Genomic DNA, 22,625 nt, shown 5'->3' on the forward strand with positions numbered 1-22,625 from the left:
GCTAGTCATCAAGTAGAAATCGCTTAAATAACCTGATTGCAACGTGGCTCATTCTCCTCATGCTATCGCCAATATTGAGAAAAGGAGAATGCCTTGCTTACCGCCAGACCCGCACCCGTGCACGATACGTTGCTCTATTCCGCGCCGTGCCACGATCTCGATCAACTCGATGCCGATATCGCCTTCCTCGGTATCCCCTATGGTGCGGCCTATGACCAGTTCGCGGTTTCGAGCGAACAGTCCAAATTCCCCGATGCACTGCGCCGGGCAACCGACCGCATCGTGCGCGGCCTCGATCATTTCGACTTCGACTTGGGCGGCACATTGCTCGACAACCAGCCGATCAAGATGGTCGATTGCGGCAATGTCGCCGGCCACCCCTCAGACCCGACGGTGCATCAAAAGAATGCCGAACTGGCCGTACGCCAGATCCTGAAGGCAGGAGCGATGCCTATCGTTCTCGGCGGCGATCATTCCACACCGATCCCGATCTTCAAGGCCCTGGCTGAACTGGGCAAGCCGGTCACGCTTATCCAGGTTGATGCGCATCTCGATTGGCGCCAGGAAATCAACGGTGTTACCGAGGGCCTGTCCAGTCCGATCCGCCGGGCATCCGAGATGGATCATATTGGCGAGATCTTCCAGATCGGCCTGCGCGCTTCCGGCAGCGGCCGCACGGAGGAATATGAAGCGGCGATGGCGTATGGCGCAAACCTTATCACGGCGCAGGACGTTCATGACGTCGGCATGAAGGCGATCCTCGACCGCATCCCGGATGGCGGAAACTACTACCTCACTGTCGATGCCGACGGTATGGATCCGTCTCTGATGCCGGCGGTTCTCGGTCCGGCCTTTGGCGGGTTGCTCTATCCTCAGATGTTGACCCTCATCAAGGGCCTGGTTCAAAAGGGCAACATGATCGGCATGGACATTGTCGAGATCGCTCCTGACCGGGACCACAACCGCCGCACGCTGATCGCCGCTGGCCGCTTCATCTTCAATCTGATCGGCACGGCCGTTCGGGCGGGATACTTCAACAAATAACGATAAAACAGACCACCACAGGAGAACATCATGGCATTTTCGAAATTCATGAAGGCAGCCGGTATTGCGGCTGCCCTCCTTGCCCTGCCGGTCACCGCGTTTGCCGGCCCGGTCATGGACAAGATCAAGGAAACCGGAAAGATCACGGTTGCCACGGAAGCATCCTACCCTCCTTTCGAATTTGTCAAGGATGGAAAGATTACCGGCTATGGCAAAGATCTTCTCGATCTGCTGGTTCAAGCCCTCTCGAAGCAAGTCGGTAAGGAGGTTCAGCTGGAGCAGCTCGATCTACCGTTCCAGGGCATTCTGCCTGGTCTCAGCGCTGGTCAGTTCGACTTCGTCGCAACCTCGGTTGGTATCAACGCCGAGCGCGCCAAGCGTTACGCCTATACACGTCCCATCGCTACGTCTGCCCAGACGGTGATGATCCGTGCCGGCGACGCCGACAAGCTGAAGACGCCCGAAGATCTGAATGGTAAGATCGTCGGTACACAGATGGCGTCCGCAAGTGAGCCTGTTGTTCGCGGCTTCGATGAAAAAATGAAGTCCGCCGGCAAGCCGGGCGTTGCCGAACTCAAGCTCTTCACATCCTATCCGGAGAGCTATGTAGCACTTGCCAACGGATCGATCGACGCCGTCGTTCAATCAGGGCCAGCCTTGGCCGTTCTCGTAAAAGAACGTCAGGGAGTGTTCAAGCTGATGGGACCGCTGACTGACCAGAAGAGCTATCTGGCCTGGGTAGCACGGCCGGAAGACAGCGATTTCCGCGATTTCGTCAACAAGTTCTTCATCGATCTCAACAAGAGCGGCAAAATGGGCGAACTCCAGGAAAAGTGGTTCGGCTTCAAGATGGATACGCCTGACAGCGGTTACCTGCCGGAAGGCGCCCTCTGACATTACCGCCAACTTCTGAGCAGGGGGCGGATCTCGGGTCCGGCCCTTGCGTTTTTTGTCTACCGCGGAGCAACACCATGGAATTCAGTTTTGGGTTCATGCTTTCAACCATACCGGCGTTGCTTTCGGCGGCAGGCGTAACGATCCGCGTGGCAGCGCTGACCATTCTTCTGTCGATCAGCGTCGGTACTCTTCTCACCATCATTCGGGCGTTCAAGATCAGGCCCATCAACTGGGTGATTGGGCTCTACATCAGTTTCATCCGTGGAACTCCACTTCTCGTCCAGATATTCTTGGCGTTTTACGCACTTCCGGCAATTGGTATAAAGCTTGGCCCGGTTACAGCAGGCGTTCTCGCCATCACCGCCAATAATGCCGCTTTTATGACTGAAATTTTTCGCGGCGCGCTGGCGAGCATCCCGCCAGGCCAGATCGAAGCCGCCGCGTCACTCGGCCTCAATTCACGGGCAATCTGGCTCAAGGTCATCCTGCCGCAGCTTTATATACGCTCGCTGCCGGCAATCATCAACGAATGCACGATCGTCGTCAAAGGCACGGCGCTGCTGGCAGTCATCACTGTCGTGGAAGTGTTTCGTACCGCCCAGCAAATCGGCTCAAGCAGCTTTCGCCCCTTCGAGACGTTTGTCGCCGCTGGACTTGTCTTCCTGGCCATGAGCCTTGTCATCAGCCAGACCGGCCTCTGGCTCGAGCGCCGTTTCTCGCTGCGACGTGGCGCCTGAGGAGAACGATATGGACTATACCGTCGTCACCAACAATTGGCAGCTGTTCGCAAAAGGCATCTGGATGACCATCCAGATCTCGATCGCCGCCATCCTTTTTGGCTTCATCATCGCTTTCGCTGTGGCATTGATCCGGACCAGCCGCTTCCGCGCGCTTAAGGTTGCTGCCGCAGTCTATGTCGAAGTGCTGCGAAATATCCCCTTCGTCATTCTGCTTTTCATATTCTTCTATGGCCTACCCTTTGCCGGCATCAGGCTGCCGGAACAATTTGCCGGAACGGTCGCGCTGTCCTTGTTCGCTTCGGCCTATTACGGCGAGATCATTCGTGGAGCGATGGCATCAGTCGCGCGCGGGCAGGTGGAAGCGGCGCGGGCGATGGGTTTCACTTGGGGCCAAACTTTAAGAGACGTCATCATCCCGCAAATGTGGAAATTCGCGCTGCCACCGATGGCTGGCACCACCACCATGGCGATCAAGGAATCCTCGATCCTGAGTACCATCACGGTTGCCGAGCTAACCTATCAGGGGCTCGTTGTGCAGGGCATGACATTCGCGCCTTTCGAAGTGTTTTTTGCCGTGGCGGGACTTTACTGGATCTATACGGCCATCATCTCACAGCTCTTCCGCCAGGCTGAGCGCCGGCTTGGTGCCTCGGAACTGGCTGCCGCCCACCGTAGCCCTGTTGCTCGCAAATACCTGACACTTGACGCCGGGAGGCGCGCATGAAAGCCCCGATCCTGACAATCGACAATTTGGTCAAATCCTATGGGCCGACCCGCGTACTGAACGGTGTCAGTCTGGATATCCGGCCCGGAGATGTCGTCGGTATCATCGGCAGGAGCGGTTGTGGCAAGAGCTCGCTTCTGCGCTGCATCAACGGCCTTGAGAAGATCGACGACGGGTCGGTCAACTTGCGTGGCGAATTCATCGGTCGCGTGCCGCAAACGGAGGGCCGTTGGCGCTACCAATCCGAACGGGAACTGACGAAACTCAGGGCGCGTATCGGTTTCGTCTTCCAACAGTTTAACCTGTGGTCCAACAAGACGGCGCTCGACAACGTCGCGCTGCCGCTCGTCAGGGTGCAGGGAAGGTCCTGGACCGAGGCACGCCAGAATGCGGCGGATATGCTGACCAAGCTTGGCCTAGGCACCAAGACAGGCTCGTATCCGAGCGAACTATCCGGCGGTCAGCAGCAGCGCGTCTCTATCGCTCGCGCCCTGGTTATGAAGCCTGAACTGATGCTGCTCGACGAGCCGACATCGGCGCTTGATCCGGAACTAGTGCGGGAAGTGCTTGCCGTTCTGCAGGATCTCGTGACCGACGGCATGACGATGCTCTGCGTCACCCACGAAATGGGTTTCATCCGCAATTTCGGCAATCACCTCATCTTCATGGACAAGGGCAAGATCGTCGAGGCGGGGCCGCCCAAGGATGTGATGAGCGCGCCGAAGACCGAGCAGCTGCAGACGCTACTCGGCATGATGGCCCATTGATACCCGTATCCATCTGGAGAATCACATGAATATGCTTGGCGAAGACGGCCGTCTCAACCGCGGCTATGTTGGCATACCGACCTTCCTGCGCAGCAATTATTGCGCCGATATCGATGCATTGGATGCCCGATACGCGGTTTTCGGGGTTCCCTATGACGAAGGTTCGCCCTTTCTGCCGGGCTCGCGCTTCGGGCCGCGTGCAATCCGCGAGCATTCACTGCGTTTTAGCCCGGACGGCATTTTCGATCCGGCAACCGAGACATCTTTCCTGACTGAGGTCATCCGTCAGGGCAAGCTGGTCGACATCGGTGATATCGACATCGTTCCGAGCAGTCCGTCGCGCACTTTCGCGGGCCTGACCGACACGGTGAAAAAGCTGCGTCGCCGTGGTACGATACCGGTCATGCTCGGTGGTGATCACGCCGTCAGTTTTCCAGCCGTGCGCGCTTTCGAGGAGGATATCTACGTCATCCAGCTCGATTCCCACATCGATTACGGCAAGTATGACGACGAGTTCCGTTATGGAAACGGCCAGGGTTTCCGGCAGATCAACGAGTTGCGGAACGTCAAGGGTCTGACGCAGATCGGCATTCGCAGCTACCGCACCAATCCGGCCGATTTTCACAAGGCCAAAGCGGATGGCAGCCGGATTGTCACCATGCCGGAATTGCGCGAACGCGGGCCGACTGCGGCCGTGTCGCAAATTCCAGAAGGTGCCTCTGTCTATCTGAGCATCGACATTGATGCGTATGATGGACCAATGGTGCCTGGCTGTGTATCCGCTGAACCGGACGGCCCCTCGTTTGCCGAAATGCGGTCTATTCTGGAGGTGATTACCGACAGCTTCCACATCGTCGGCTGCGATCTGGTTGAAGTCAACCCGCCGCTGGACGTCAAGACCGGCGCGACATCCTATCTTGCTGCTCTTACAATCGCTCTTCTGCTAGGCCTGATCGACAAGAAGGATGCGCATGGGGCACAGCCGTTCGCAGCGCCATGATCTGCTTGCGGGATCTGGCTTTCCACAACAAAGCGAACGAGGTGAAGGCCTTGATGAGTTTCAGCAGCTCCCTCAAAGGTTTCGCCCCATTTGTTGCGAAGAGCCTGATTCACATGACGATGGGCAGAAGTTCAGACGGCACAAGTGGCATCAATCCCATCAAAACCTCCCGATTCAGATGGGATCGGCAACTGGCCGCGAGATCTGCCGGCATATTGGCAAATCGGTCGCGCTTCGCAATCAGATTGATCGTTCGATGTGGCGCTGGCGGCGGCAAAGCTCGCACATCGATCTCGCGTTCACAGAGGTTGGCGCCCCACAGGCAAAAGGGTGTGGCAATTCCCCATCCCGCCCGGCGGCGTATGGCGTCAATCATCGTGGCAGTCTGATCGAATTCAAGTGAACGAGGAATAAAACCTAGAACCCGCATCAGATAATCACTTGCTAGCGCGCCAATTCGACGGCGACTGGAGAAGTGGGCGAAGGGCAGGCTGCGGGCCAGTTCCGCAAGGTCGTCCGGCGCCGATTGGGTGAGATAACCGTTTGGCGCCAACAGGACCAGTGGCTCGCTAGCTATATGGTGGATCTCATAGATCTCCGGATCAAATGGAAGGGCCGATAGTAGGATATCCGTTCGGTCGTTCAGGATTTCCTGGTCGTGGCGCAGGCTGACGGATGTGTTGAGATGAATCTTCTCCACCTTGCCGTCCAAGGCCTCGATAATCGGCGGCGAGAGGATCTTACTCATCGTGTTCACGATCGTCACCGAAAGGCTTGGATAGGCATAGCCGCTGAAGCGATGTAGCGATTGCTCGCACAGGCGGACGTCCTGGAGGATTCTTCGTGCATGAAACAGGAGGTTTGTTCCGGCAGGAAGTATCCGAAGCTCCCGTCTGTGCCTGTCGAAGAACTCCAGTCCGAAATTGGCTTCCATCTTGGCGATCTGCTGTGACACCGCGCCCTGGCTAATGCCGAGTTGCGCGGCGGCTTTCGACATGCTGCGCAAATTGGATACGGCGACAAATATCTGCAAAGCTCTGAAATCAAGGTGGCCCGGGGCTTCCTTCACCTCCGTCGTCTTCATTCGACCGTCCTTTCTCAGCAGCTGGTGAATAGGTGATCAACTGGTGCAGCAGATCATTAGTAAAACTAATATGTAAAGTTAACTTATTGATTAAAATCAATTATGAAAGTTACATTCAGCCGCATAAATGCCTATATTCGAGGCATCCTGCCATTCGACGGGTATGAAAATTTTGCCGATATGCGTGCCTACTGCCAACCACGATAGTGCACAAGCCAGACGACGTTGGGTCTATCGACGCATCTGGTTGTTTTTATTTGAAAATGCCATTTGGCACGGAGCTTGCTGATACGTGTTCGATGAATTGGCCTGGGCATAAGCGAAGCCGGATAGACCCGTGACATCGACGACTGCGCGCCAGTTTCAGCCCAAGGCCGTTTGCCCCTGTTTGAAGGAAATTTTCATGTCCCGTGCGCCGAAACTCAAGCTTGAAGACCTGTCGATGGCCTTCACCACACCCACGGGCTCCTTCCAGGCACTGGCGCCGGTCAATCTCGAGATCGAAGCCGGAAAGTTCATCAGCCTCATCGGGCCATCGGGCTGTGGCAAGAGCACTATCTTCAACATCGTTGCGGGGCTTCAGATCCCGTCTGCCGGTAAGGTTCTGATTGACGCCGAAGACGCAACTGGCACGATCGGACGTGTCGGCTACATGCTGCAGAAAGATCTCTTGCTACCCTGGCGTACCGTACTCGACAACATCGTGCTTGGAATGGAAATCCAGGGCGTACCGGCCCGCGAAGCCCGCGATCGGGCTCTTCCTTACATGAAGCGCTACGGGCTCGGAGGGTTTGAAAGCCAGTATCCGAGTGCACTTTCCGGCGGAATGCGTCAGCGCGCGGCCCTTCTGCGGACCTTGCTTCTCGACAACGATATCGTTCTCCTCGACGAACCGTTCGGGGCACTCGATGCCCAGACCAAGGCGCAGATGCAGGAATGGCTGCTGCAGATCTGGGGGGACTTCGGCAAGACCGTCATCTTCGTCACGCACGATGTCGATGAGTCCATTTACCTCTCGGACGAGGTCTGCGTGATGGGTACGCGGCCTGGCCGGGTTATTGAAAGAATGACTGTCACGCTTCCGCGGCCGCGGCCCCGGTCTATCGTCAACCATTCCGATTTCATCAGCATGAAACAAAAATGCATGGATCTTCTGAACCAGCAATACGCCAAGCCCGAGCTTGCAGATGCCGTCTGATCCCAAATCTAGCGCAGGACACCGAAAATGACGGACACGACCACCTCCATCCCTGTAGCGATCAATCAGCCTTCAGCGAACGCGAATGTGCGTCCTAGAAAATATCGTCGACTCCCTGTTGCGCGGCAGTGGCCCACCTGGGTCATCGTGCTGGTACAGATCGGGATCGTTGCCGCGATCGTTGGCTACTGGGAAGTCGGCGCGCGGACTGGCCTGATCGATTCCTTCTTCTGGTCGCAGCCATCATCGATCTGGGAGACGGCGAAGATCTTCTTCTCTTCCGGCAATGCCTATACCGATATCGCCTTTACGTTCCGCTCGACGCTGTTGGGATTTTTCCTTGGCACGTTTGCCGGCTCGGCACTCGGGCTTTCATTTTGGTGGTCGAAGAATTACGCGGCGATCGCCCAACCCTACATCATTTGCTTTGAATCGTTGCCGAAATTGGCCCTCGCCCCGCTTGTCGTGCTGGTATTCGGCATGGGACTGGCCTCCAAGGTGGCGATCGCCGTGGCTCTGACCGTAGTCGTATCGACACTGACGACTTATGCCGGCGTGAAGGCGGTGGACAGAGATTCCGAGCGGCTTTTCTACTCGCTCGGCGCCAGCCGATGGCAGGTTTTCGTCAAACTCGTTGTACCGTCATGCTTGCCATGGGTCATTTCGGTCCTGCGCGTCAATATTGGCCTTGCGTTGACCGGTTCCATCGTTGGTGAATTCATCTCCTCCCAATATGGCCTCGGCCGTACGATCCTTTATGCCGGCCAAACCTACGACATTGCGCTCGTATGGGTTGCCGTCACGGTTCTCTCCCTTCTCTCGATCGCCATGTACGTCGCGGTGTCCTGGCTGGAAAAAAAGCTGAGAAAAGGCGTGATGCACTGACTTCCTTTTTGTCTCAAAACCTTGAACGCATGGAGCACTCAATGAAAAGAATAACGGGAATAGCCGCCGCACTCATGATCGGACTGACCGCTTTTGCTGGCACGTCTCGCGCCGAAACCAAGGATGTCGTGGTTGCCGAGCCAATGCACAGCCTGGGTTATCTGCCCCTCTATGTCGCAATTCGCAAGGGATACTTTAAGGACGAAGGCATCAACGCAACAATCTTGACAGTGGAAGGCGGAGGCGCGCACACCAATGCTGTGCTGACAAAGCAGGCTTTTGCCTTCATCGGCGGCCCCGAGCATGATGCGTTTGCAAAGGCAAAAGGTGCGGAATTGCGCGCAGTCGTCAACGTCGTCAATCGCGGCAACGTCTACTTCGTTGCGCGAGCCGGCCTTAAGCCGCCGACGGATGGCAATATCAAGGACTTCCTCAAAGGAAAGAACATTGCGACCGGGGCCTTCGGCGGTACGCCGAATTCGATTACGCGTTATGTGCTCGACAAGGTTGGCCTCGATTTCAAAAAGGACGTGACGGTTCAGGAAATCGCAGCGACAGCCGGCACTCTCGCTGCTTTGAAAACCAAGCAAGCGGATATCGGCGTCGTTACCGAACCGATGCTGACTGCTGGCATCCGCGCAGGTCTTTGGGGCGAGCCCTTCTACAACGTACCGAAGGAACTCGGTCCTTACGCCTATTCGACGCTCAATGTCCGCAAGGAGTCGATCGATAAGGACCCCGAACTGGTCCGTGGCTTTGTCAAGGCCGTGGCGCGTGGGCTCAAGTTCACCAACGACCACCACGACGAAGCAGCCGAAATTGCGCATCTCGAATTCCCGACCATGCCGCTTGAGGATGTGAAGGCGACGTTGGATCGCTCCTTTGCCGACAATATCTGGAGCGAAGATGGCTCGATTACGCCGGCTTCCTGGACGACCGCCAAGTCCGTCGTCATGGATGCTGGCATTCTGAAACAGGATGTTCCTTATTCCGATGTCATAGACACCAGCATTTTCGAAAGCGTCAAGCCCTCGCTCTGAGCCGTAAGGCATGGCAATCAACTGAGGAGAAAGACATGACCGAGCGGATTTGGGACCAGTTTCTCACCGAACGCGACAAGGCGGTGTTTGCCGCATCCGGCTACGGCGCGCGTGGCGGCTTCGGCAAGCGACCGGCGCTGATCATCATCGACGTCAACTGGGCCTTCTGCTCCGAAAAGCCGGAGCCGATCCTGGAGGCAATCAAGCGATGGCGCAATTCCTGCGGCGAGGATGCATGGGAGGCCATGCCCTATCTGCAGGCATTGATCAACAAGGCTCGCGAGCGTGAAATACCGGTCATCTACACAACCGGCATCCGGCGTGACGACAATTGGGATGCAGGTTCCTGGAGTTGGAAGAACAACCGTTCCAAGGAGGATACATTGCCGCCGTCTAATCTCGACGGCAATGACATCGTCGCCGATATCGCGCCGGGCCCGCGAGACATCGTGGTCTACAAGCAGAAGCCTTCCGGGTTCTTCGGTACGAATCTTGCGTCCTACCTCACCCTTCTGGGGTGCGACAGCGTGATCATGACCGGTACGACCACATCGGGCTGCGTGCGCGCCAGCGTGCTCGACGCCTTCAGTCTCAACTATCGTGTGGCGGTTGCGGAAGAGGCCTGCTTCGACCGCAGCCAGGCAAGCCATGCGATCAACCTCTGCGACATGAACGCAAAATATGCGGACGTAGTGAAGACCGGGGAGATCCTCACCTTCTTCGATACGATCGAAAAAGGCCAGTTTAACCTGCCGCAGGGATCGTCGGTCAGGGTGCCTGATTTGACGCCTGCCCTGGCAAAGTCCGCCTGAGGCTTTTCACCGCTCGGGACACCTCCCAAACCGGCTCTCGCGCCAGTGCCCCTGCAAGGCTGCACTGCGCTTTCGCCCACGAAAACAGGTGCTGCGCTCGTCAACGCGGCACCTGCCTCCGCGATGATCTTGCCGGAGCAAATTCGCGAATAGCCGTGCCGGGTCATATTCACCAGTGCCGGCCGATCGATAGAGTGACCATGCGCCAGATAGTGCTTTTTCTCTCGCCTCTTTGGCGTAACCCGCAGATCGCAGCCATGGTGGTTCTCACGACCTTCATCATGTCAGGCGTCGGGCTGGTCTCTCCCATTCTTTCCGTCTACGCGGCCACTTTCTCCGCATCGGCGACGATGGCCGGCATGATCATCACGCTCTTTGGCGTCGGCCGTCTGATCATCAATCTTCCGGCGGGCATCCTGTCCCAGCGGTTCGGGCACCGAATTCTGCTGATGGCCGGCCCCTTCATTCTCGTTGTTGGTTCGATCGTTGCAGCACTTGCCACAAATCTGGATGTGCTGCTTCTGGCACGTTTCGTTCAGGGCATCGGCTCCGGCATCTATATGACCGTGTCGAGTGCCGCGATCGCGACACTCGCAGAGCCCGGAGAACGCGGTCGCCTCATGGCCCTCTATCAGGGGGGCATGCTGATCGGCACCGGTCTCGGACCAGCTATCGGCGGCCTTCTGGCCAGCCACTTCGGATATTCCGCACCATTCTGGGCCTATGCCCTGGTCTGCATAGCCGCGCTCTTCATCGCATGGTCATCGGTCGGCCATGACGACAATGTCATCGACACTGTAAAGCAGGCAAAACCGGCTGCCGCAGCATATACGACGTCCTTGTCGATCTTGCGCGACATGCCCTTTCTTCTCGTCTGCATCATCAACTTCGGCGTCTTTTTCACCCGCACCGCCTCGCAATGGCAGGCAATTCCCCTTTTGGCCCATCAACGCTACGCGATGGGTGTTGACGAGATCGGATTGGCGCTCAGCATGCTGGCGGTGATGAACTTTGTCAGCCTGCCGCTGACCGGAATGCTGGTCGACCGTTATGGCGCCCGCCGCCTCACATTCGCCTCGACGATCGTCACCGCAATCGCGCTTGTGTGGATCGGGTTCGGCGATAGCGTTCACATGCTGTGGATCGGTGTCGCTGTTCTCGGTATTGGCGGGGGACTGAACGGGCCGGCGACTGCAGCCTATGCAGCAGAGATCGTACCGGTCAGGCAATATGGTCCGGCCATGGGATTGATGCGCACCTTCGGAGACGCGGGTTTCGTCATCGGCCCGATCATGATCGGCAGTCTTGCGGATTTCGGCTCGTTCGGCTCGACCGGCGGACTGCTTGCCAACGCGCTGCTGATGGCAATCGCCGGCCTCGCCTTCCTGACCGTGGGAAGTCAGAGAAAATCACGAACCACGCCTGTTCAGGCAATTCCGACCAGTCACGACAGCAACAAGGATCAGATCGCATGACCTCGTCTTCCTATGTTTCCCTCGCACCCGATTTCCTCAGTGGCAAAACATCGCCCGCGGAGTTTCTTGAGACCTGCCTGTCCAAAATTGCCGCAAGCGAGGACGTGGTCGGCGCATTCGTGACGATCGACATCGAAAGCGCACGCCGCAAGGCAGAGGAATCTACCGCCCGCTGGAAGGCCGGCCAGCCGCTGTCTGCCATCGACGGCATGCCAGTCGGCATCAAGGACATTATAGAGACGGCCGACATGCCGACAGGTCAGGGTTCTCCGATGTGGGAAGGCTTCGAAAGCGGGCGTGATTCCGCCACGGTCCAGGCTTTGCGCGATGCCGGCGCCATCATCCTCGGCAAGACGACGACCACGGAATTCGCCTCGTCGCCGACATTCGCACGGACGACCAATCCGCATGATCCCAAGCGGACACCCGGCGGCTCCAGCAGCGGCTCGACGGCTGCGGTCGGTGCCGGCTTCGTGCCGCTCGCACTCGGCAGCCAGGTCGTCGGTTCGACATTGAGGCCGTCGAGCTTTTGCGGTTGTGTCGGCTTCAAGCCGAGTACCGGTGGCATCAACCGCAGCGGCTCCTACGATCACCTGAGCCACAGCTGCGTCGGCGTGATCGGCACGAACTTGGAAGACGTCTGGCTGTCGGCAAAAGCGATCGTCACCCGGGTCGGCGGCGACCCCGGCTATCGTGGCCTGACGGGCCCGGCAAACCTGCCGGGCGCACAGACACCGAAGCAACTTCTCGTGCTGCAGACCGACGGCTGGAGCAGAGTGACGCCCGGCGCACGCGCAGCCTTCGAAAGCGTGATCGCAGCGCTTGCGAAATCCGGTATCGAACTGATCGATCGCAGCACCGATGCAGAGGTCGAGGCCTTCGAGCGGATGATCGAGGATGTACGCTCGCTATCCAACGTGATCCTGTCCTGGGAGAACCGCTGGCCGACCGCGGGCTATCTGCGCAAGAACGCAGGTAAGGTTCACCCGGTCACTGCAGCGCGCTTCAATGAGGCCAGGACGCTGACCCAAAACGATTATGCCGAGGCACTTGCACACCGTCAGGCGCTGCGTGACGCCTATGCGCTCATAGCCGCAAAAGCGGACGGCGTCGTTACGCTTGCGGCCACCGGCGCGGCACCCGTCGGTCTTGTCAGCACCGGGGATCCGGGCTTCAACATCCCCGCATCGATCATCGGTGCCCCGGCACTTTCCCTTCCCCTGCTTGCCGACGAAGGCTTGCCGCTCGGAGTGCAGGTCATCGGACGCAGAGATGAGGATGCAGCGCTTTTCGGTCTGGCGGCATGGCTGACCCAATGGCATGCTTCGGCCATCAACTGAAACAGAGGAGGCGCGGGCAAGATGACCTCAAGCAGTAGCCGGATAGAAGATCGACTGGCGGCGATGGGGTTGTCCCTGCCGGATAGCGCCCCTTCCCGTGCGAATTTTCTTCCCTTCAGGAAGAGCGGCAACCTGCTCTTTCTTGCCGGTCAGATCTGCGAATGGAATGGCGTGCCGCAATATTCTGGTCCGGTCATGCCGGGCTACGATCTTGCCACAGCCAAGAAGGCCGCGGAAATGTGCGCGCTCAACCTTCTCTTCGGCATCCGCGCGGCGACCGGATCGCTCGATAGCGTCTCAGCCGTCTTACGGCTTGGCGCATTCGTCTCCGCGCCGTCGGGCTGTGCCGATGGCCCTAAGATCGCCGATGGCGCCTCCGAACTCTTCATTAATCTCTATGGCGATGCGGGCCGGCACGCCCGCACCGCCGTCTGCGTATCCGGCCTGCCGGCCAATGCCCTCGTGGAGGTGGACGCCATTATCGAGGTGAACGACTAACTCAATCGGTCGCAATCTCAGGCGTGACCAATCTCCATTTGCATGCCCAGGGGACACGTCTAGGTACGTTGCGCGGCACACATCGCACGGGTATCGTCGCGACATAAAGATGGCCTCCGAAAGACCTATTCCCCGATGAGGACAGGCGCGTCACTCGACACACGATCACTGCAGATATTCCTGGCCGTTTGCGATGCGAGCGGAATGGGATCAGCTGCTCGCGATTTGGGCATCTCGCAGAGTGCAGTCTCACAGCAGATCAGCCGGTTGGAAACGATGCTCGACCTCAAGCTTATCGATCGCGATGCCAAAGGCTTCCGCCTGCTGCCTGCCGGGCGAACGTTCGAGCATCATGCCCGCCGTGTTATCCGCGAGCTGGATGCGACCGAGCGAGCGATGCAGGAGTTCCACGGCTTCAAGTTTGCCAACCTGTCGATCCGCATCATGGATTCTCTCAGCAAGACCCTGTCAAACGAAGTCGTGAAGGCACTTCATGGTGCCGTCGAACAGATGCAGATCGGAGCAGCCGCCGTGCACCGGCATCGCGAGGACTTTCTTGCCGGCACGGTCGATATGCTGATCACCTCGCTGGATTTTGATCCAGATACTTTCGAGATCCACCATATCGCCACCGAACCGCTGGTGCTGATCGCTCCGAAAGGTGCGGTCTCTGCCGACAGTTTTGAACTTGATGATCTCGCAAGTATGCTGCCGTTCGTTCACTATGCGAACCAACGCTATCTCGGGGTGATTGCTGACCGGTATCTTGCGCGCCAAATGGTCAATGTCGTGCGTTCCATCGAGGTGGATCAGGCGACGGCGGTTATCGACACAGTCCGATATGGCCGCGCCTGGGCGATAACGTCACCGTTCAGTCTTCTCGATCAGTCATTTGACGAGCAGGACATTGAGGTGCTGGCATTGCCGAAGCCGGTGCCTACACGACCAATCGATCTCGTTATTCGTCCGGGTGCGCTATCCGATTTAGCAAGGACGCTGGCGACGCGATGTCGGCAGTATCTGATGCAGCAGATGAAAATGGATCTTTGCCGTATCGTTCCGGCTGAGGCGATGCCCATCGTCTCAAGCGAGACCGGTAGATAGATTGCTTGAAGCGACAACATTGTCCCGTGGAACAATCAATACCGGCGCATGATTTCGGATTTGTTCTCTTCTGATACGGCAGAGCGAGCCTTGTGTGGGCAGTTGTCATCAAATCCATGGGTCTTATTCAGATCAACGCTGCTGCATTTGATTAAATCTGACGGGACGCCGAATACCTATCTATTTTGTCACCGGCCACGGCATGGTTGGTGTCTCGCAACCTCTAGCACGACAACGCTATGCCTCGATCATTTGGACGTCCGCAATGGCAGCTTCCACGCTTGCCAACGTTGTACCGTGCGCGGCAAACCCGACGACTAAGCGTTGTCACGTACCCGATCTTTGATGACGCAGGACTTCATGTCTACCCGGCGAAACCAGATCGCACGCCCGCAACGCAGCGGCGCGTTGCCGGCCGTGAAGACGATCTGTTCGTCGGCGCGCATGCGCAGCACCTCATGCGGCTGGATCAGCGGCCTCGACGCCAGTTGCTTGGATCGCGTGCGCGAGGATCCGCGCGCCTGGAAACTGCGACTGACCTGATCGATCTCGACCGTGGTCGTCCCGCAGCGCCGTGAGATATAGTCAGCGGTCTCCGGATCGTTGATGGCAGCGAACGAGATCCAGCTTGCGCTCTCAAACCATTTGCTCGAAGCGTCCCGTCCGCCATAGGTCTCGCGCATCTGGCCGATAGACTGATAGATCATCGTCAGCGTGATCCCGTACTTGCGGCCGGCATCCCTCGCCGTCTCCAGAATTCGCATGTAGCCGAGCCGTGCCACCTCATCGAGGAGGAAGAGCGCCCTGCCCTGCATCGCACCATCCCGATTGTAGATTGCGTTCAGAAACGAGCCGATGATGACGCGCGCCAGGCCGGCATGCGTCTCCAGGGTTTTCAGGTCGATATTGATGAAGACGTCGGTCTTTCCGGCGGCGATGTCGTCGGTCGAGAAGCTCGATCCCGACACGAGCGCCGCATAGTTCGTATAGGAGAGCCAATGGGTTTCCTTGATGGCATTGGCATAGACGCCGGAGAAGGTTTCCGGCGTCATGTTGACAAAGGCGGCGACGTTTTCTTTCACAAAGTCGGAGCCGGAATTGTCGTATATGTCCTGCAGGCGCTGGCGCAGTTTCGGCTCGGGCTCCGAGAGGTTGGCCCGCACCTGGCGAAGGGTTTGGTCCTTCGGGTCCGTATGACCAGACAGGCAGACATCCGCGATCATCGCCGTCAGCAACTGCAGGCCGGAGGCGCGGAAGAAATCATCGCGGACGCCGCTTGCCCTTCCGCTCTCGCTCATGATCCAGGATGCGACCGAGGCGATATCCTCCTCCTTCGTTCGGCCATGCTTGCCGATCCAGTCAAGCACGTTCATGCCGGTGCCCGGCCGCTTCGGGTCAAGCACATGGACATCGCGCGCAGCCTTATGACGATGCTCCATCACCATCGGCGCCACTTCGTTGGAAGGATCCAGGACGATGAGCGTCCCGCCCCATTTGAGCGCCGTCGGCACGGTCACTGAGGTCGTCTTGAAGCCGCCGGAGCCGGCAAAGACGATGCCATGCGACGAGCCGAACGAGCCGTTGAAGCAGAGCAGCGGCGCCTTGCCACCCCTGCCCCAGCTATCCGGCTGATCGGCTCGGAACGAGACCGTTGCCGTGCTGTCACGATCGACACGATAGCCCTCGCCAACAACGATGCCGCCGGCCTCTCCGAAGAGCTTCATCGCCTCCGGCATTTTCATCCAATCGGCTTCGCCGTGGATCGCACGCTTGCCGCGGATGCGTTTGGGCTCGGCTGAGGCAAAGGCTGCATTGCCGGAGATCGCAACCCGCAGCGCAAAGCACGTTGCCATCAGTGCCAGCGCGGCACCGATCATTGTCGCCGGATCGAGATAGGACAAAACCGATTGGCCAGCCGGAACATTGTCCTTCAACGACAGGAGCCGAATGAATTCTCTCCCGCATGCAATCACGATCGTGATGATGCCGCCCGCGAACACCCCCCATCCGGCGAACCGAATGCTCCGGGAGCCTGCGCTCGCAAACAGAAAGACGATCCCGGCGCCCGCAGCCAGAACATAGGGAGCGGCAATGCCGGCACGGCCCAGCATCAGGCGGGCCCTGTCGCTTTTTCCGATCGCCGCAAGCGCGTGCTCGAACCCCGACAGGCCGATGGTGATCGCCGCCATCAGCGCGATTGGAGCGGCGAACATCATGACCTTACTAGCTGTCATCGCCGAACGCCTCCGCTCCGATGGCTGTCAGCCGCTTCCGCTCTTCCGCATCCGCTTTCAGGCGGCGGCTGAGGTCGACAAGGGCGCCAAGTAAGAGCGCACGCTTCTCGTAGCGCAAACCGGCTTTGACGATCAGGCCACCCAGCTCAATTTTCTCACGCGTGGCCTTTTTACGGGCCTCGGATGTCGTCAATCGTGCCATCCGTTCAAGCCTCAGGAGACTGGCCCGCAGCCTCGCCAGTGCCGAGTGTCGCCGTCGCAAATGGGGTGGCTGCTTTGCTGCCGTTTCGAAACCGGGTTGCGATCTCCTCGAAGGCCGATTGCAGCGCGTTGGGCTCGACCTCGAAATCGCCGAGACCCGCCTTTAGCGCGATACGGCCAATGCGTTCTGCGTCTCGGGTTTCGGCATGCCTGAGCTCCTCTTGAAGGCGGGCGAGCTCGTCGCGCAGTTTGGCGGTTGGTTTTCTCATGATTGCAAGTCTCCGATATTCCTGCTCGAGGAGGTCGAGGTCTCAAAGGTTCTTCGATTTCCTTCCGAGCGAAAGGTGCAAATCTGCACCTCGCCAAAGCGCCAGCTTTTGGCGAATGATCCCGCCGGTTCGAAGAAGCGGATTCAAGGGCGCAATTATACGTCGCTGGCACGACGTGTTGCTAAGAGCACCCTGGCGGGGCCGAGACCTCCTTCGAACGCATTGAATTTGTTCGATTTCAGGAGCTGGTATCTCGTGGCCGTCCCGCATTTCTCAGTCAGCATCGTTGCCCGTGGCTCCGGCCGCAGCGCCGTGCTGTCGGCGGCCTACCGTCACTGCGCCAAGATGGAATACGAGCGGGAAGCAAGAACCATCGACTACACCCGAAAGCAGGGTCTGCTTCACGAAGAGTTCGCCATCCCCGAGAACGCGCCGGAATGGATCCGGGCGATGATCGCCGATCGGTCCGTGTCCGGTGCGTCGGAGGCGTTCTGGAACAGGGTCGAGGCCTTCGAGAAACGATCCGATGCCCAGCTCGCCAAGGATGTCACCATCGCCTTGCCGATCGAGCTGTCCGCCGAGCAGAACATCGCGCTCGTCCGGGATTTCGTCAGCCGGCACATCACCGCTGAAGGAATGGTCGCCGACTGGGTCTATCACGACGTCCCAGGCAATCCGCATGTCCATCTGATGATGACGCTGCGCCCCCTGACCGAGGACGGTTTCGGCTCCAAGAAGGTCGCGGTCATGGGGCCGGATGGAAACCCGATGCGGAACGATGCTGGCAAGATCGTCTATGAGCTCTGGGCCGGCGGCACCGACGATTTCAACGCCTTCCGGGACGGCTGGTTCGCCTGCCAGAACCGGCACCTGGCTCGCGCTGGTCTCGATGTCCGTGTCGATGGCCGCTCCTTCGAAAAGCAAGGAATCGAGCTGACGCCGACCATTCATCTCGGCGTCGGGACCAAAGCGATCGAGCGGAAGGCAGAGGTGCGCAAACCGGGGGAACGCGAGCAGGAGATTTCGCTCGAGCGGTTAGCGCTCCAGGAAGAGCGACGCTCCGAGAATGCCCGCCGTATCACGAACAATCCCGAGATCGTCCTCGACCTGATCACGCGGGAGAAAAGCGTCTTCGATGAGCGCGATGTGGCCAAGATCCTGCATCGCTATATCGACGATGCAGTCCTGTTCCAGAGCCTGATGGCGCGCATCCTGCAAAGCCCGCAGACGCTGCGTCTCGACTGCGAACGGATCGACTTCACCACGGGTACCAAGGCACCAGCCAAGTACACCACGCGCGAGCTGATCCGGCTCGAAGCCGAGATGGCCAATCGCGCCATCTGGCTATCGCAGCGCACCTCTCACAGGGTCGATGCGACGGTCCTCGATACCGTCTTCTCGCGTCATTCCCGATTGTCGGATGAGCAGCGAACGGCGATCGAGCATGTCGTGGGATCCGAGCGGATCACCGCAGTCATCGGTCGTGCCGGGGCCGGCAAGACGACGATGATGAAGGCCGCCCGCGAGGCATGGGAAGCGGCGGGTTATCGGGTCGTCGGGAGTGCCCTTGCCGGCAAGGCGGCCGAGGGTCTCGCGAAGGAAGCCGGTATCGCTTCGCGGACGCTTTCATCGTGGGAGCTTCGATGGAGCCAGGGTCGAAACCACCTCGATTATAAGACAGTTATTGTGCTCGACGAGGCCGGTATGGTCTCGTCCAGACAGATGGCGCTGCTGGTCGAAACAGCTACAAAGGCGGGCGCCAAACTCGTGCTGGTCGGCGATCCGGAACAGCTCCAGCCGATCGAAGCGGGTGCCGCCTTCCGCGCGATTTCCGATCGCATCGGTTATGCCGAACTGGAAACAATCTACCGCCAGCGCGACCAGTGGATGCGTGATGCCTCCCTCGATCTCGCGCGTGGCCGTATCGGAAAAGCCATCGCCGCCTACGAAAACCACGGCAGGATGATCGGCGCGAAGCTGAAGACGGATGCGGTCCAAAACCTCATTGCCGATTGGGACCGCGATTACGATCCGGCGAAGTCGTCATTGATCCTCGCTCACCTGCGCCGTGATGTCCGCATGCTCAACGAACTCGCGCGCGCAAAGCTCGTCGAGCGGGGCTTGGTCGATGAAGGGTCGGCCTTCAAAACCGCCGACGGCGTCAGGATGTTTGCAGCCGGCGACCAGATCGTCTTTCTCAAGAACGAGGGATCGCTTGGGGTCAAGAACGGCATGCTGGCCAAGGTGGTCGAAGCCGCCCCCGGCCGCCTGACCGCCGTGCTCGGTGAGGGTGCTGACGCCAAGCGCGTTACGGTCGAACAGCGCTTCTATAACAATGTCGATCATGGTTATGCGACGACCGTTCATAAGAGCCAGGGGGCGACCGTCGATCAGGTGAAGGTGCTCGCTTCCCTGTCGCTGGACCGCCACCTTACCTATGTCGCCATGACCCGTCATCGCGAGGATCTCGGCGTCTATTACGGCACCCGTTCCTTTGCCAAGGCCGGCGGGTTGGTCGAGCTTCTATCACGCAAGAATTCCAAGGAAACGACGCTCGATTACGCGGGCGGATCGCTCTACCGCCAGGCGCTCCGCTTCGCCGAGGCGCGGGGTCTCCACCTCGTGAATGTCGCCAGAACCGTCGCCCGGGATCGGCTGGAATGGACGGTGCGGCAGAAGCAGCGGCTGGTCGATCTCGCAGGCCGCCTCGCCGCCATCGGAGCCCGCATCGGTCTCTCCTCATCGCAGCCCCATTCGTCCACGCAATCCACCGCAAAGGATGCAAAGCCCATGGTCGCAGGTATCACGACTTTCCCGAAATCGATCGACCAGGCGGTCGAGGACAAGCTGTCCGCCGATCCCGGTTTGAAGAAGCAATGGGACGATGTCTCGACCCGCTTCCATCTCGTCTATGCCGATCCACAATCGGCCTTCAAGGCGGTCAATGTGGACGCCATGCTGGCGGACAAGTCCGCTGCTGCCAACACCTTGTTCAAGGTCGCGAATGACCCGGAAAGCTTTGGAGCCTTGAAGGGCAAGACCGGGATCTTTGCCGGCAAGGCAGACAAGCAGGATCGCGACACCGCAATCCTTAACGTGCCCGCTCTGGCCCGCAATCTCGAACAATATCTCAAGGCCCGCGCCGAGGCCGAGCACAAGCACGAGGCCGAGGAGCGTGGGGTCCGCGCGAAGCTCTCGATCGACATCCCGGCACTCTCGGCCAATGCGAAGACCGTCCTCGAGCGGGTCCGCGATGCCATCGATCGCAACGACCTGCCATCAGGGCTGGAATGTGCGCTCGCCGACAAGATGGTGAAGGCCGAATTGGAGGGGTTTGCCCGCGCCGTTTCGGAGCGGTTCGGCGAGCGGACGCTCCTCGGCATCGCCGCCAAGACGGCAGATGGAGAGGCGTTCCAACGCGCGACAGCAAGCATGGCGCCCGGCCAGAGAGCGGAGGTCAAGGCAGCCTGGGATCAGATGCGGACGGTCCAGCAGCTCTCCGCACATGAACGCTCAGTGACCGCGTTGAAGCAGGCCGAGACGATGCGGCAGACAAAGAACCAGGGGCTTACACTGAAATGAACCCTGCTCCCTCGGATGCCCGAAAAATCACACGCCGATCGCGCGGTCCGGCGCGGATATTGACGGCGGCAGCGATCGTCGGTGCCGGCACTTTCCTGGCTGGCCTTTACGGCGGATTGCGGATCAACACGACCGCAAGCGAACCACTGGGCATTTGGCGGATCATGCCGCTCGACCGGCCAGCCGCGAGAGGCGATCTCGTCTTTGTCTGCTTGCCGGAAAATGCCGACAGCGCGGTCGGGAAATCGCGGGGTTATCTACGGCCTGGATTGTGCCCGGACGGAGTTGGCCCGTTGATCAAAACGGTCGTGGCGGTCGCAGGCGAAAAGATCACCGTGGGCGGTTCCGTCACCATCGATGGGATCGCGCTCGCCGACTCCCGTGTCGTCGAAATTGATGGCAGGGGCCGACCGCTTGTCCCCTACGCAGGCGGTGTCGTCCCTTACGGTCAGGTGTTCCTGCACTCGCCCTTCGCCGGCTCATGGGACAGTCGATATTTTGGCCCGCTCCCCGCATCGGGGATCCTCGGTCTCGCCCGCGAGGTGCTGACCTATGATCCGTGATCTCGCGCTGCCTATCACCCTTATCGGCGCCTCGGCGCTGGTAGGCTATGTCGGCTGGAGCGGAAGCGCCCTGACACTGCCCGTCAGCGTCGCCTTCCCCATTCTCTGGTCGTTATCGTCGAGCCGTCGGACGGCTGCTACGGTCTCAGCCGCCTACTTTCTCGCAGCGTCACGAGGATTGCCGCAAGGGGTCTCGGCTTTCTATCAGTCGGACATTCTACCCGGTATGGTGCTGTGGCTCGTTGCATCGCTCGGCTTCGTTCTGGTTCATACGGCCCTTTGGACGCACAAACTCGGATGGGCGCGGCCTATCCGCTATGTCCTGGCGATGGTGACCATGGCGGTGCCGCCCTTCGGCATTCTCGGCTGGGCCCATCCAATCACCGCAGCCGGCATTCTCTTTCCGGGATGGGGCTGGATTGGCCTCATCCTGATGGCAGCCGGCCTTGCGGCCTTGACGACCCGATACCGGCCGGCTGCAGCCATAGCCTTTGGTGGCCTATGGCTCTCGTCCGCCGCGTGCTGGACGTCGACAAACCTAGATCGAGACTGGCAGGGTGTCGACCTACAATTCGGCAGCAGCCTCGGTCGGGATGTGTCGCTTGCGCGCTATCATGCACTCGATTTGAACATTTCGGCGCAGCGGCACGCGGGCATATCGGTGATCGTCCTGCCAGAGAGCGCACTGGGCTTCTGGACGCCGACCACCGAACGATGGTGGATCGAGCAGCTGAAGGGCGCCGGGGTCTCTCTGGTCGCCGGCGCCGCCGTGGTGACCGACACGGGCTATGACAACGTGCTCATTCGCGTGACGCCTGCGGGCGGCGAGGTCGTCTATCGCGAGCGCATGCCGGTGCCCGGATCGATGTGGCAGCCATGGTCTCAGTTTACAGGCAGTGCAGGCGGTGCGCGGGCGCAGTTCTTCGCAAATCCGACCATCGACATGGATGGGCGCCGCGCCGCGCCGCTGATCTGCTACGAGCAGTTGCTCGTCTGGCCGATCCTTCAGTCGATGCTGTTCGATCCGGACGTGATCGTCGCCGTCGGCAATGGCTGGTGGACGGCTGGCACCTCCATCATCGCCATTCAGCGCGCGAGCGTCGAAGCCTGGGCCCGCCTCTTCGACAAACCCCTGGTGATGTCCTTCAATACCTGACGCGGAGACCCT

At 59.3% G+C, this 22,625-nt stretch carries 21 protein-coding genes; 17 read left to right on the forward strand and 4 right to left on the reverse strand.

Annotation, left to right across the window (positions count from 1 at the left end; genetic code table 11):
- The first annotated feature begins 93 nt into the window (after positions 1-93).
- The 6 genes from NCHU2750_RS27735 to NCHU2750_RS27760 all read left to right on the forward strand — a co-directional run bounded on the left by NCHU2750_RS27735 (position 94) and on the right by NCHU2750_RS27760 (position 5,172).
- Positions 94-1,044, forward strand: coding sequence for an agmatinase (locus NCHU2750_RS27735; protein WP_245480532.1), 951 nt, complete (start codon positions 94-96; stop codon positions 1,042-1,044).
- A gap of 30 nt (positions 1,045-1,074) precedes the next feature.
- Complete coding sequence (locus tag NCHU2750_RS27740) at positions 1,075-1,938, forward strand: transporter substrate-binding domain-containing protein (protein ID WP_245480461.1); 864 nt, start codon at positions 1,075-1,077, stop codon at positions 1,936-1,938.
- A 77-nt stretch (positions 1,939-2,015) separates the two neighbouring features.
- A complete protein-coding gene (locus NCHU2750_RS27745; protein ID WP_119945019.1) occupies positions 2,016-2,678 on the forward strand; it encodes an amino acid ABC transporter permease in 663 nt (220 codons plus the stop codon).
- Positions 2,679-2,688: 10 nt separating this feature from the next.
- Complete coding sequence (locus NCHU2750_RS27750; protein WP_119945020.1) at positions 2,689-3,405, forward strand: amino acid ABC transporter permease; 717 nt, start codon at positions 2,689-2,691, stop codon at positions 3,403-3,405.
- Positions 3,402-4,172 carry an amino acid ABC transporter ATP-binding protein gene (locus NCHU2750_RS27755; RefSeq protein ID WP_119945021.1) on the forward strand — a complete coding sequence of 257 codons (771 nt, stop codon included), beginning with the start codon at positions 3,402-3,404 and terminating at the stop codon, positions 4,170-4,172. Before NCHU2750_RS27750 ends, NCHU2750_RS27755 begins: the two co-directional genes overlap by 4 nt.
- A gap of 25 nt (positions 4,173-4,197) precedes the next feature.
- A complete protein-coding gene (locus tag NCHU2750_RS27760) occupies positions 4,198-5,172 on the forward strand; it encodes an arginase family protein (protein WP_119945022.1) in 975 nt (324 codons plus the stop codon).
- Between the two features lie 109 nt (positions 5,173-5,281).
- Here the strand turns inward: NCHU2750_RS27760 and NCHU2750_RS27765 are convergent, their stop codons facing one another.
- Positions 5,282-6,256 carry a LysR family transcriptional regulator gene (locus tag NCHU2750_RS27765; protein WP_119945023.1) on the reverse strand — a complete coding sequence of 325 codons (975 nt, stop codon included), beginning with the start codon at positions 6,254-6,256 and terminating at the stop codon, positions 5,282-5,284.
- 403 nt (positions 6,257-6,659) lie between these two features.
- Between NCHU2750_RS27765 and NCHU2750_RS27770 the strand changes: the two genes are divergently transcribed.
- The 8 genes from NCHU2750_RS27770 (at position 6,660) to NCHU2750_RS27805 (ending at position 14,608) form a co-directional block, all read left to right on the forward strand.
- Positions 6,660-7,454 carry an ABC transporter ATP-binding protein gene (locus tag NCHU2750_RS27770; protein ID WP_119945024.1) on the forward strand — a complete coding sequence of 265 codons (795 nt, stop codon included), beginning with the start codon at positions 6,660-6,662 and terminating at the stop codon, positions 7,452-7,454.
- 27 nt (positions 7,455-7,481) lie between these two features.
- Positions 7,482-8,339, forward strand: coding sequence for an ABC transporter permease (locus NCHU2750_RS27775; protein ID WP_119945025.1), 858 nt, complete (start codon positions 7,482-7,484; stop codon positions 8,337-8,339).
- Positions 8,243-9,379: an ABC transporter substrate-binding protein gene (locus NCHU2750_RS27780; RefSeq protein WP_245480533.1), complete on the forward strand. Its 1,137-nt coding sequence runs from the start codon at positions 8,243-8,245 to the stop codon at positions 9,377-9,379. The genes NCHU2750_RS27775 and NCHU2750_RS27780 overlap by 97 nt, the downstream gene beginning before the upstream one ends.
- A gap of 35 nt (positions 9,380-9,414) precedes the next feature.
- The gene (locus NCHU2750_RS27785) at positions 9,415-10,191 is read left to right on the forward strand and encodes a cysteine hydrolase family protein (RefSeq protein WP_119945027.1); all 777 of its coding nucleotides are present in this window, start codon (positions 9,415-9,417) and stop codon (positions 10,189-10,191) included.
- Positions 10,192-10,391: 200 nt separating this feature from the next.
- Entirely contained in the window at positions 10,392-11,666 is a 1,275-nt protein-coding gene (locus NCHU2750_RS27790) for an MFS transporter (RefSeq protein ID WP_119945028.1), read from the forward strand.
- Complete coding sequence (locus NCHU2750_RS27795; RefSeq protein ID WP_119945029.1) at positions 11,663-13,006, forward strand: amidase; 1,344 nt, start codon at positions 11,663-11,665, stop codon at positions 13,004-13,006. The genes NCHU2750_RS27790 and NCHU2750_RS27795 overlap by 4 nt, the downstream gene beginning before the upstream one ends.
- A gap of 21 nt (positions 13,007-13,027) precedes the next feature.
- The gene (locus tag NCHU2750_RS27800) at positions 13,028-13,504 is read left to right on the forward strand and encodes a RidA family protein (RefSeq protein WP_119945030.1); all 477 of its coding nucleotides are present in this window, start codon (positions 13,028-13,030) and stop codon (positions 13,502-13,504) included.
- Positions 13,505-13,708: 204 nt separating this feature from the next.
- Positions 13,709-14,608, forward strand: coding sequence for a LysR family transcriptional regulator (locus NCHU2750_RS27805; protein WP_245480534.1), 900 nt, complete (start codon positions 13,709-13,711; stop codon positions 14,606-14,608).
- Positions 14,609-14,925: 317 nt separating this feature from the next.
- Here the strand turns inward: NCHU2750_RS27805 and traG are convergent, their stop codons facing one another.
- From traG to NCHU2750_RS27820, 3 genes are read right to left on the reverse strand one after another with little or no spacing between them, the layout of a single operon-like run.
- Positions 14,926-16,842, reverse strand: coding sequence for a Ti-type conjugative transfer system protein TraG (gene traG, locus NCHU2750_RS27810; protein WP_119945032.1), 1,917 nt, complete (start codon positions 16,840-16,842; stop codon positions 14,926-14,928).
- Positions 16,832-17,044 (reverse strand): type IV conjugative transfer system coupling protein TraD, encoded by a 213-nt coding sequence (gene traD, locus NCHU2750_RS27815; protein ID WP_119945033.1) that lies wholly within the window; start codon positions 17,042-17,044, stop codon positions 16,832-16,834. Before traD ends, traG begins: the two co-directional genes overlap by 11 nt.
- A 4-nt stretch (positions 17,045-17,048) precedes the next feature.
- Entirely contained in the window at positions 17,049-17,312 is a 264-nt protein-coding gene (locus NCHU2750_RS27820) for a TraC family protein (protein ID WP_119945034.1), read from the reverse strand.
- 255 nt (positions 17,313-17,567) lie between these two features.
- Between NCHU2750_RS27820 and traA the strand changes: the two genes are divergently transcribed.
- From traA to NCHU2750_RS27835, 3 genes are read left to right on the forward strand one after another with little or no spacing between them, the layout of a single operon-like run.
- Complete coding sequence (traA, locus tag NCHU2750_RS27825) at positions 17,568-20,894, forward strand: Ti-type conjugative transfer relaxase TraA (RefSeq protein WP_119945091.1); 3,327 nt, start codon at positions 17,568-17,570, stop codon at positions 20,892-20,894.
- Complete coding sequence (traF, locus tag NCHU2750_RS27830; RefSeq protein WP_119945035.1) at positions 20,891-21,457, forward strand: conjugative transfer signal peptidase TraF; 567 nt, start codon at positions 20,891-20,893, stop codon at positions 21,455-21,457. Before traA ends, traF begins: the two co-directional genes overlap by 4 nt.
- Complete coding sequence (locus NCHU2750_RS27835) at positions 21,447-22,613, forward strand: conjugal transfer protein TraB (RefSeq protein ID WP_119945036.1); 1,167 nt, start codon at positions 21,447-21,449, stop codon at positions 22,611-22,613. Before traF ends, NCHU2750_RS27835 begins: the two co-directional genes overlap by 11 nt.
- Positions 22,614-22,625 lie beyond the last annotated feature (12 nt).

It is taken from the genome of Neorhizobium sp. NCHU2750 (assembly GCF_003597675.1).
In the GTDB taxonomy this organism is placed as follows: Bacteria; Pseudomonadota; Alphaproteobacteria; order Rhizobiales; family Rhizobiaceae; genus Neorhizobium.

Excerpts from the sequence above, each read along its gene's own strand:
- NCHU2750_RS27785 (WP_119945027.1), top strand. The coding sequence starts at position 9,415 with ATGACCGAGCGGATTTGGGACCAGTTTCTCACCGAACGCGACAAGGCG.
- traF (WP_119945035.1), top strand. The coding sequence starts at position 20,891 with ATGAACCCTGCTCCCTCGGATGCCCGAAAAATCACACGCCGATCGCGC.
- NCHU2750_RS27740 (WP_245480461.1), top strand. The coding sequence starts at position 1,075 with ATGGCATTTTCGAAATTCATGAAGGCAGCCGGTATTGCGGCTGCCCTC.
- NCHU2750_RS27795 (WP_119945029.1), top strand. The coding sequence starts at position 11,663 with ATGACCTCGTCTTCCTATGTTTCCCTCGCACCCGATTTCCTCAGTGGC.
- NCHU2750_RS27745 (WP_119945019.1), top strand. The coding sequence starts at position 2,016 with ATGGAATTCAGTTTTGGGTTCATGCTTTCAACCATACCGGCGTTGCTT.
- NCHU2750_RS27790 (WP_119945028.1), top strand. The coding sequence starts at position 10,392 with ATGCGCCAGATAGTGCTTTTTCTCTCGCCTCTTTGGCGTAACCCGCAG.
- NCHU2750_RS27780 (WP_245480533.1), top strand. The coding sequence starts at position 8,243 with ATGGGTTGCCGTCACGGTTCTCTCCCTTCTCTCGATCGCCATGTACGT.
- traD (WP_119945033.1), bottom strand. The coding sequence starts at position 17,044 with ATGGCACGATTGACGACATCCGAGGCCCGTAAAAAGGCCACGCGTGAG.
- NCHU2750_RS27775 (WP_119945025.1), top strand. The coding sequence starts at position 7,482 with ATGACGGACACGACCACCTCCATCCCTGTAGCGATCAATCAGCCTTCA.
- NCHU2750_RS27755 (WP_119945021.1), top strand. The coding sequence starts at position 3,402 with ATGAAAGCCCCGATCCTGACAATCGACAATTTGGTCAAATCCTATGGG.
- NCHU2750_RS27765 (WP_119945023.1), bottom strand. The coding sequence starts at position 6,256 with ATGAAGACGACGGAGGTGAAGGAAGCCCCGGGCCACCTTGATTTCAGA.
- NCHU2750_RS27770 (WP_119945024.1), top strand. The coding sequence starts at position 6,660 with ATGTCCCGTGCGCCGAAACTCAAGCTTGAAGACCTGTCGATGGCCTTC.
- NCHU2750_RS27805 (WP_245480534.1), top strand. The coding sequence starts at position 13,709 with ATGGGATCAGCTGCTCGCGATTTGGGCATCTCGCAGAGTGCAGTCTCA.
- NCHU2750_RS27835 (WP_119945036.1), top strand. The coding sequence starts at position 21,447 with ATGATCCGTGATCTCGCGCTGCCTATCACCCTTATCGGCGCCTCGGCG.
- traG (WP_119945032.1), bottom strand. The coding sequence starts at position 16,842 with ATGACAGCTAGTAAGGTCATGATGTTCGCCGCTCCAATCGCGCTGATG.
- NCHU2750_RS27800 (WP_119945030.1), top strand. The coding sequence starts at position 13,028 with ATGACCTCAAGCAGTAGCCGGATAGAAGATCGACTGGCGGCGATGGGG.
- NCHU2750_RS27820 (WP_119945034.1), bottom strand. The coding sequence starts at position 17,312 with ATGAGAAAACCAACCGCCAAACTGCGCGACGAGCTCGCCCGCCTTCAA.
- NCHU2750_RS27760 (WP_119945022.1), top strand. The coding sequence starts at position 4,198 with ATGAATATGCTTGGCGAAGACGGCCGTCTCAACCGCGGCTATGTTGGC.
- NCHU2750_RS27750 (WP_119945020.1), top strand. The coding sequence starts at position 2,689 with ATGGACTATACCGTCGTCACCAACAATTGGCAGCTGTTCGCAAAAGGC.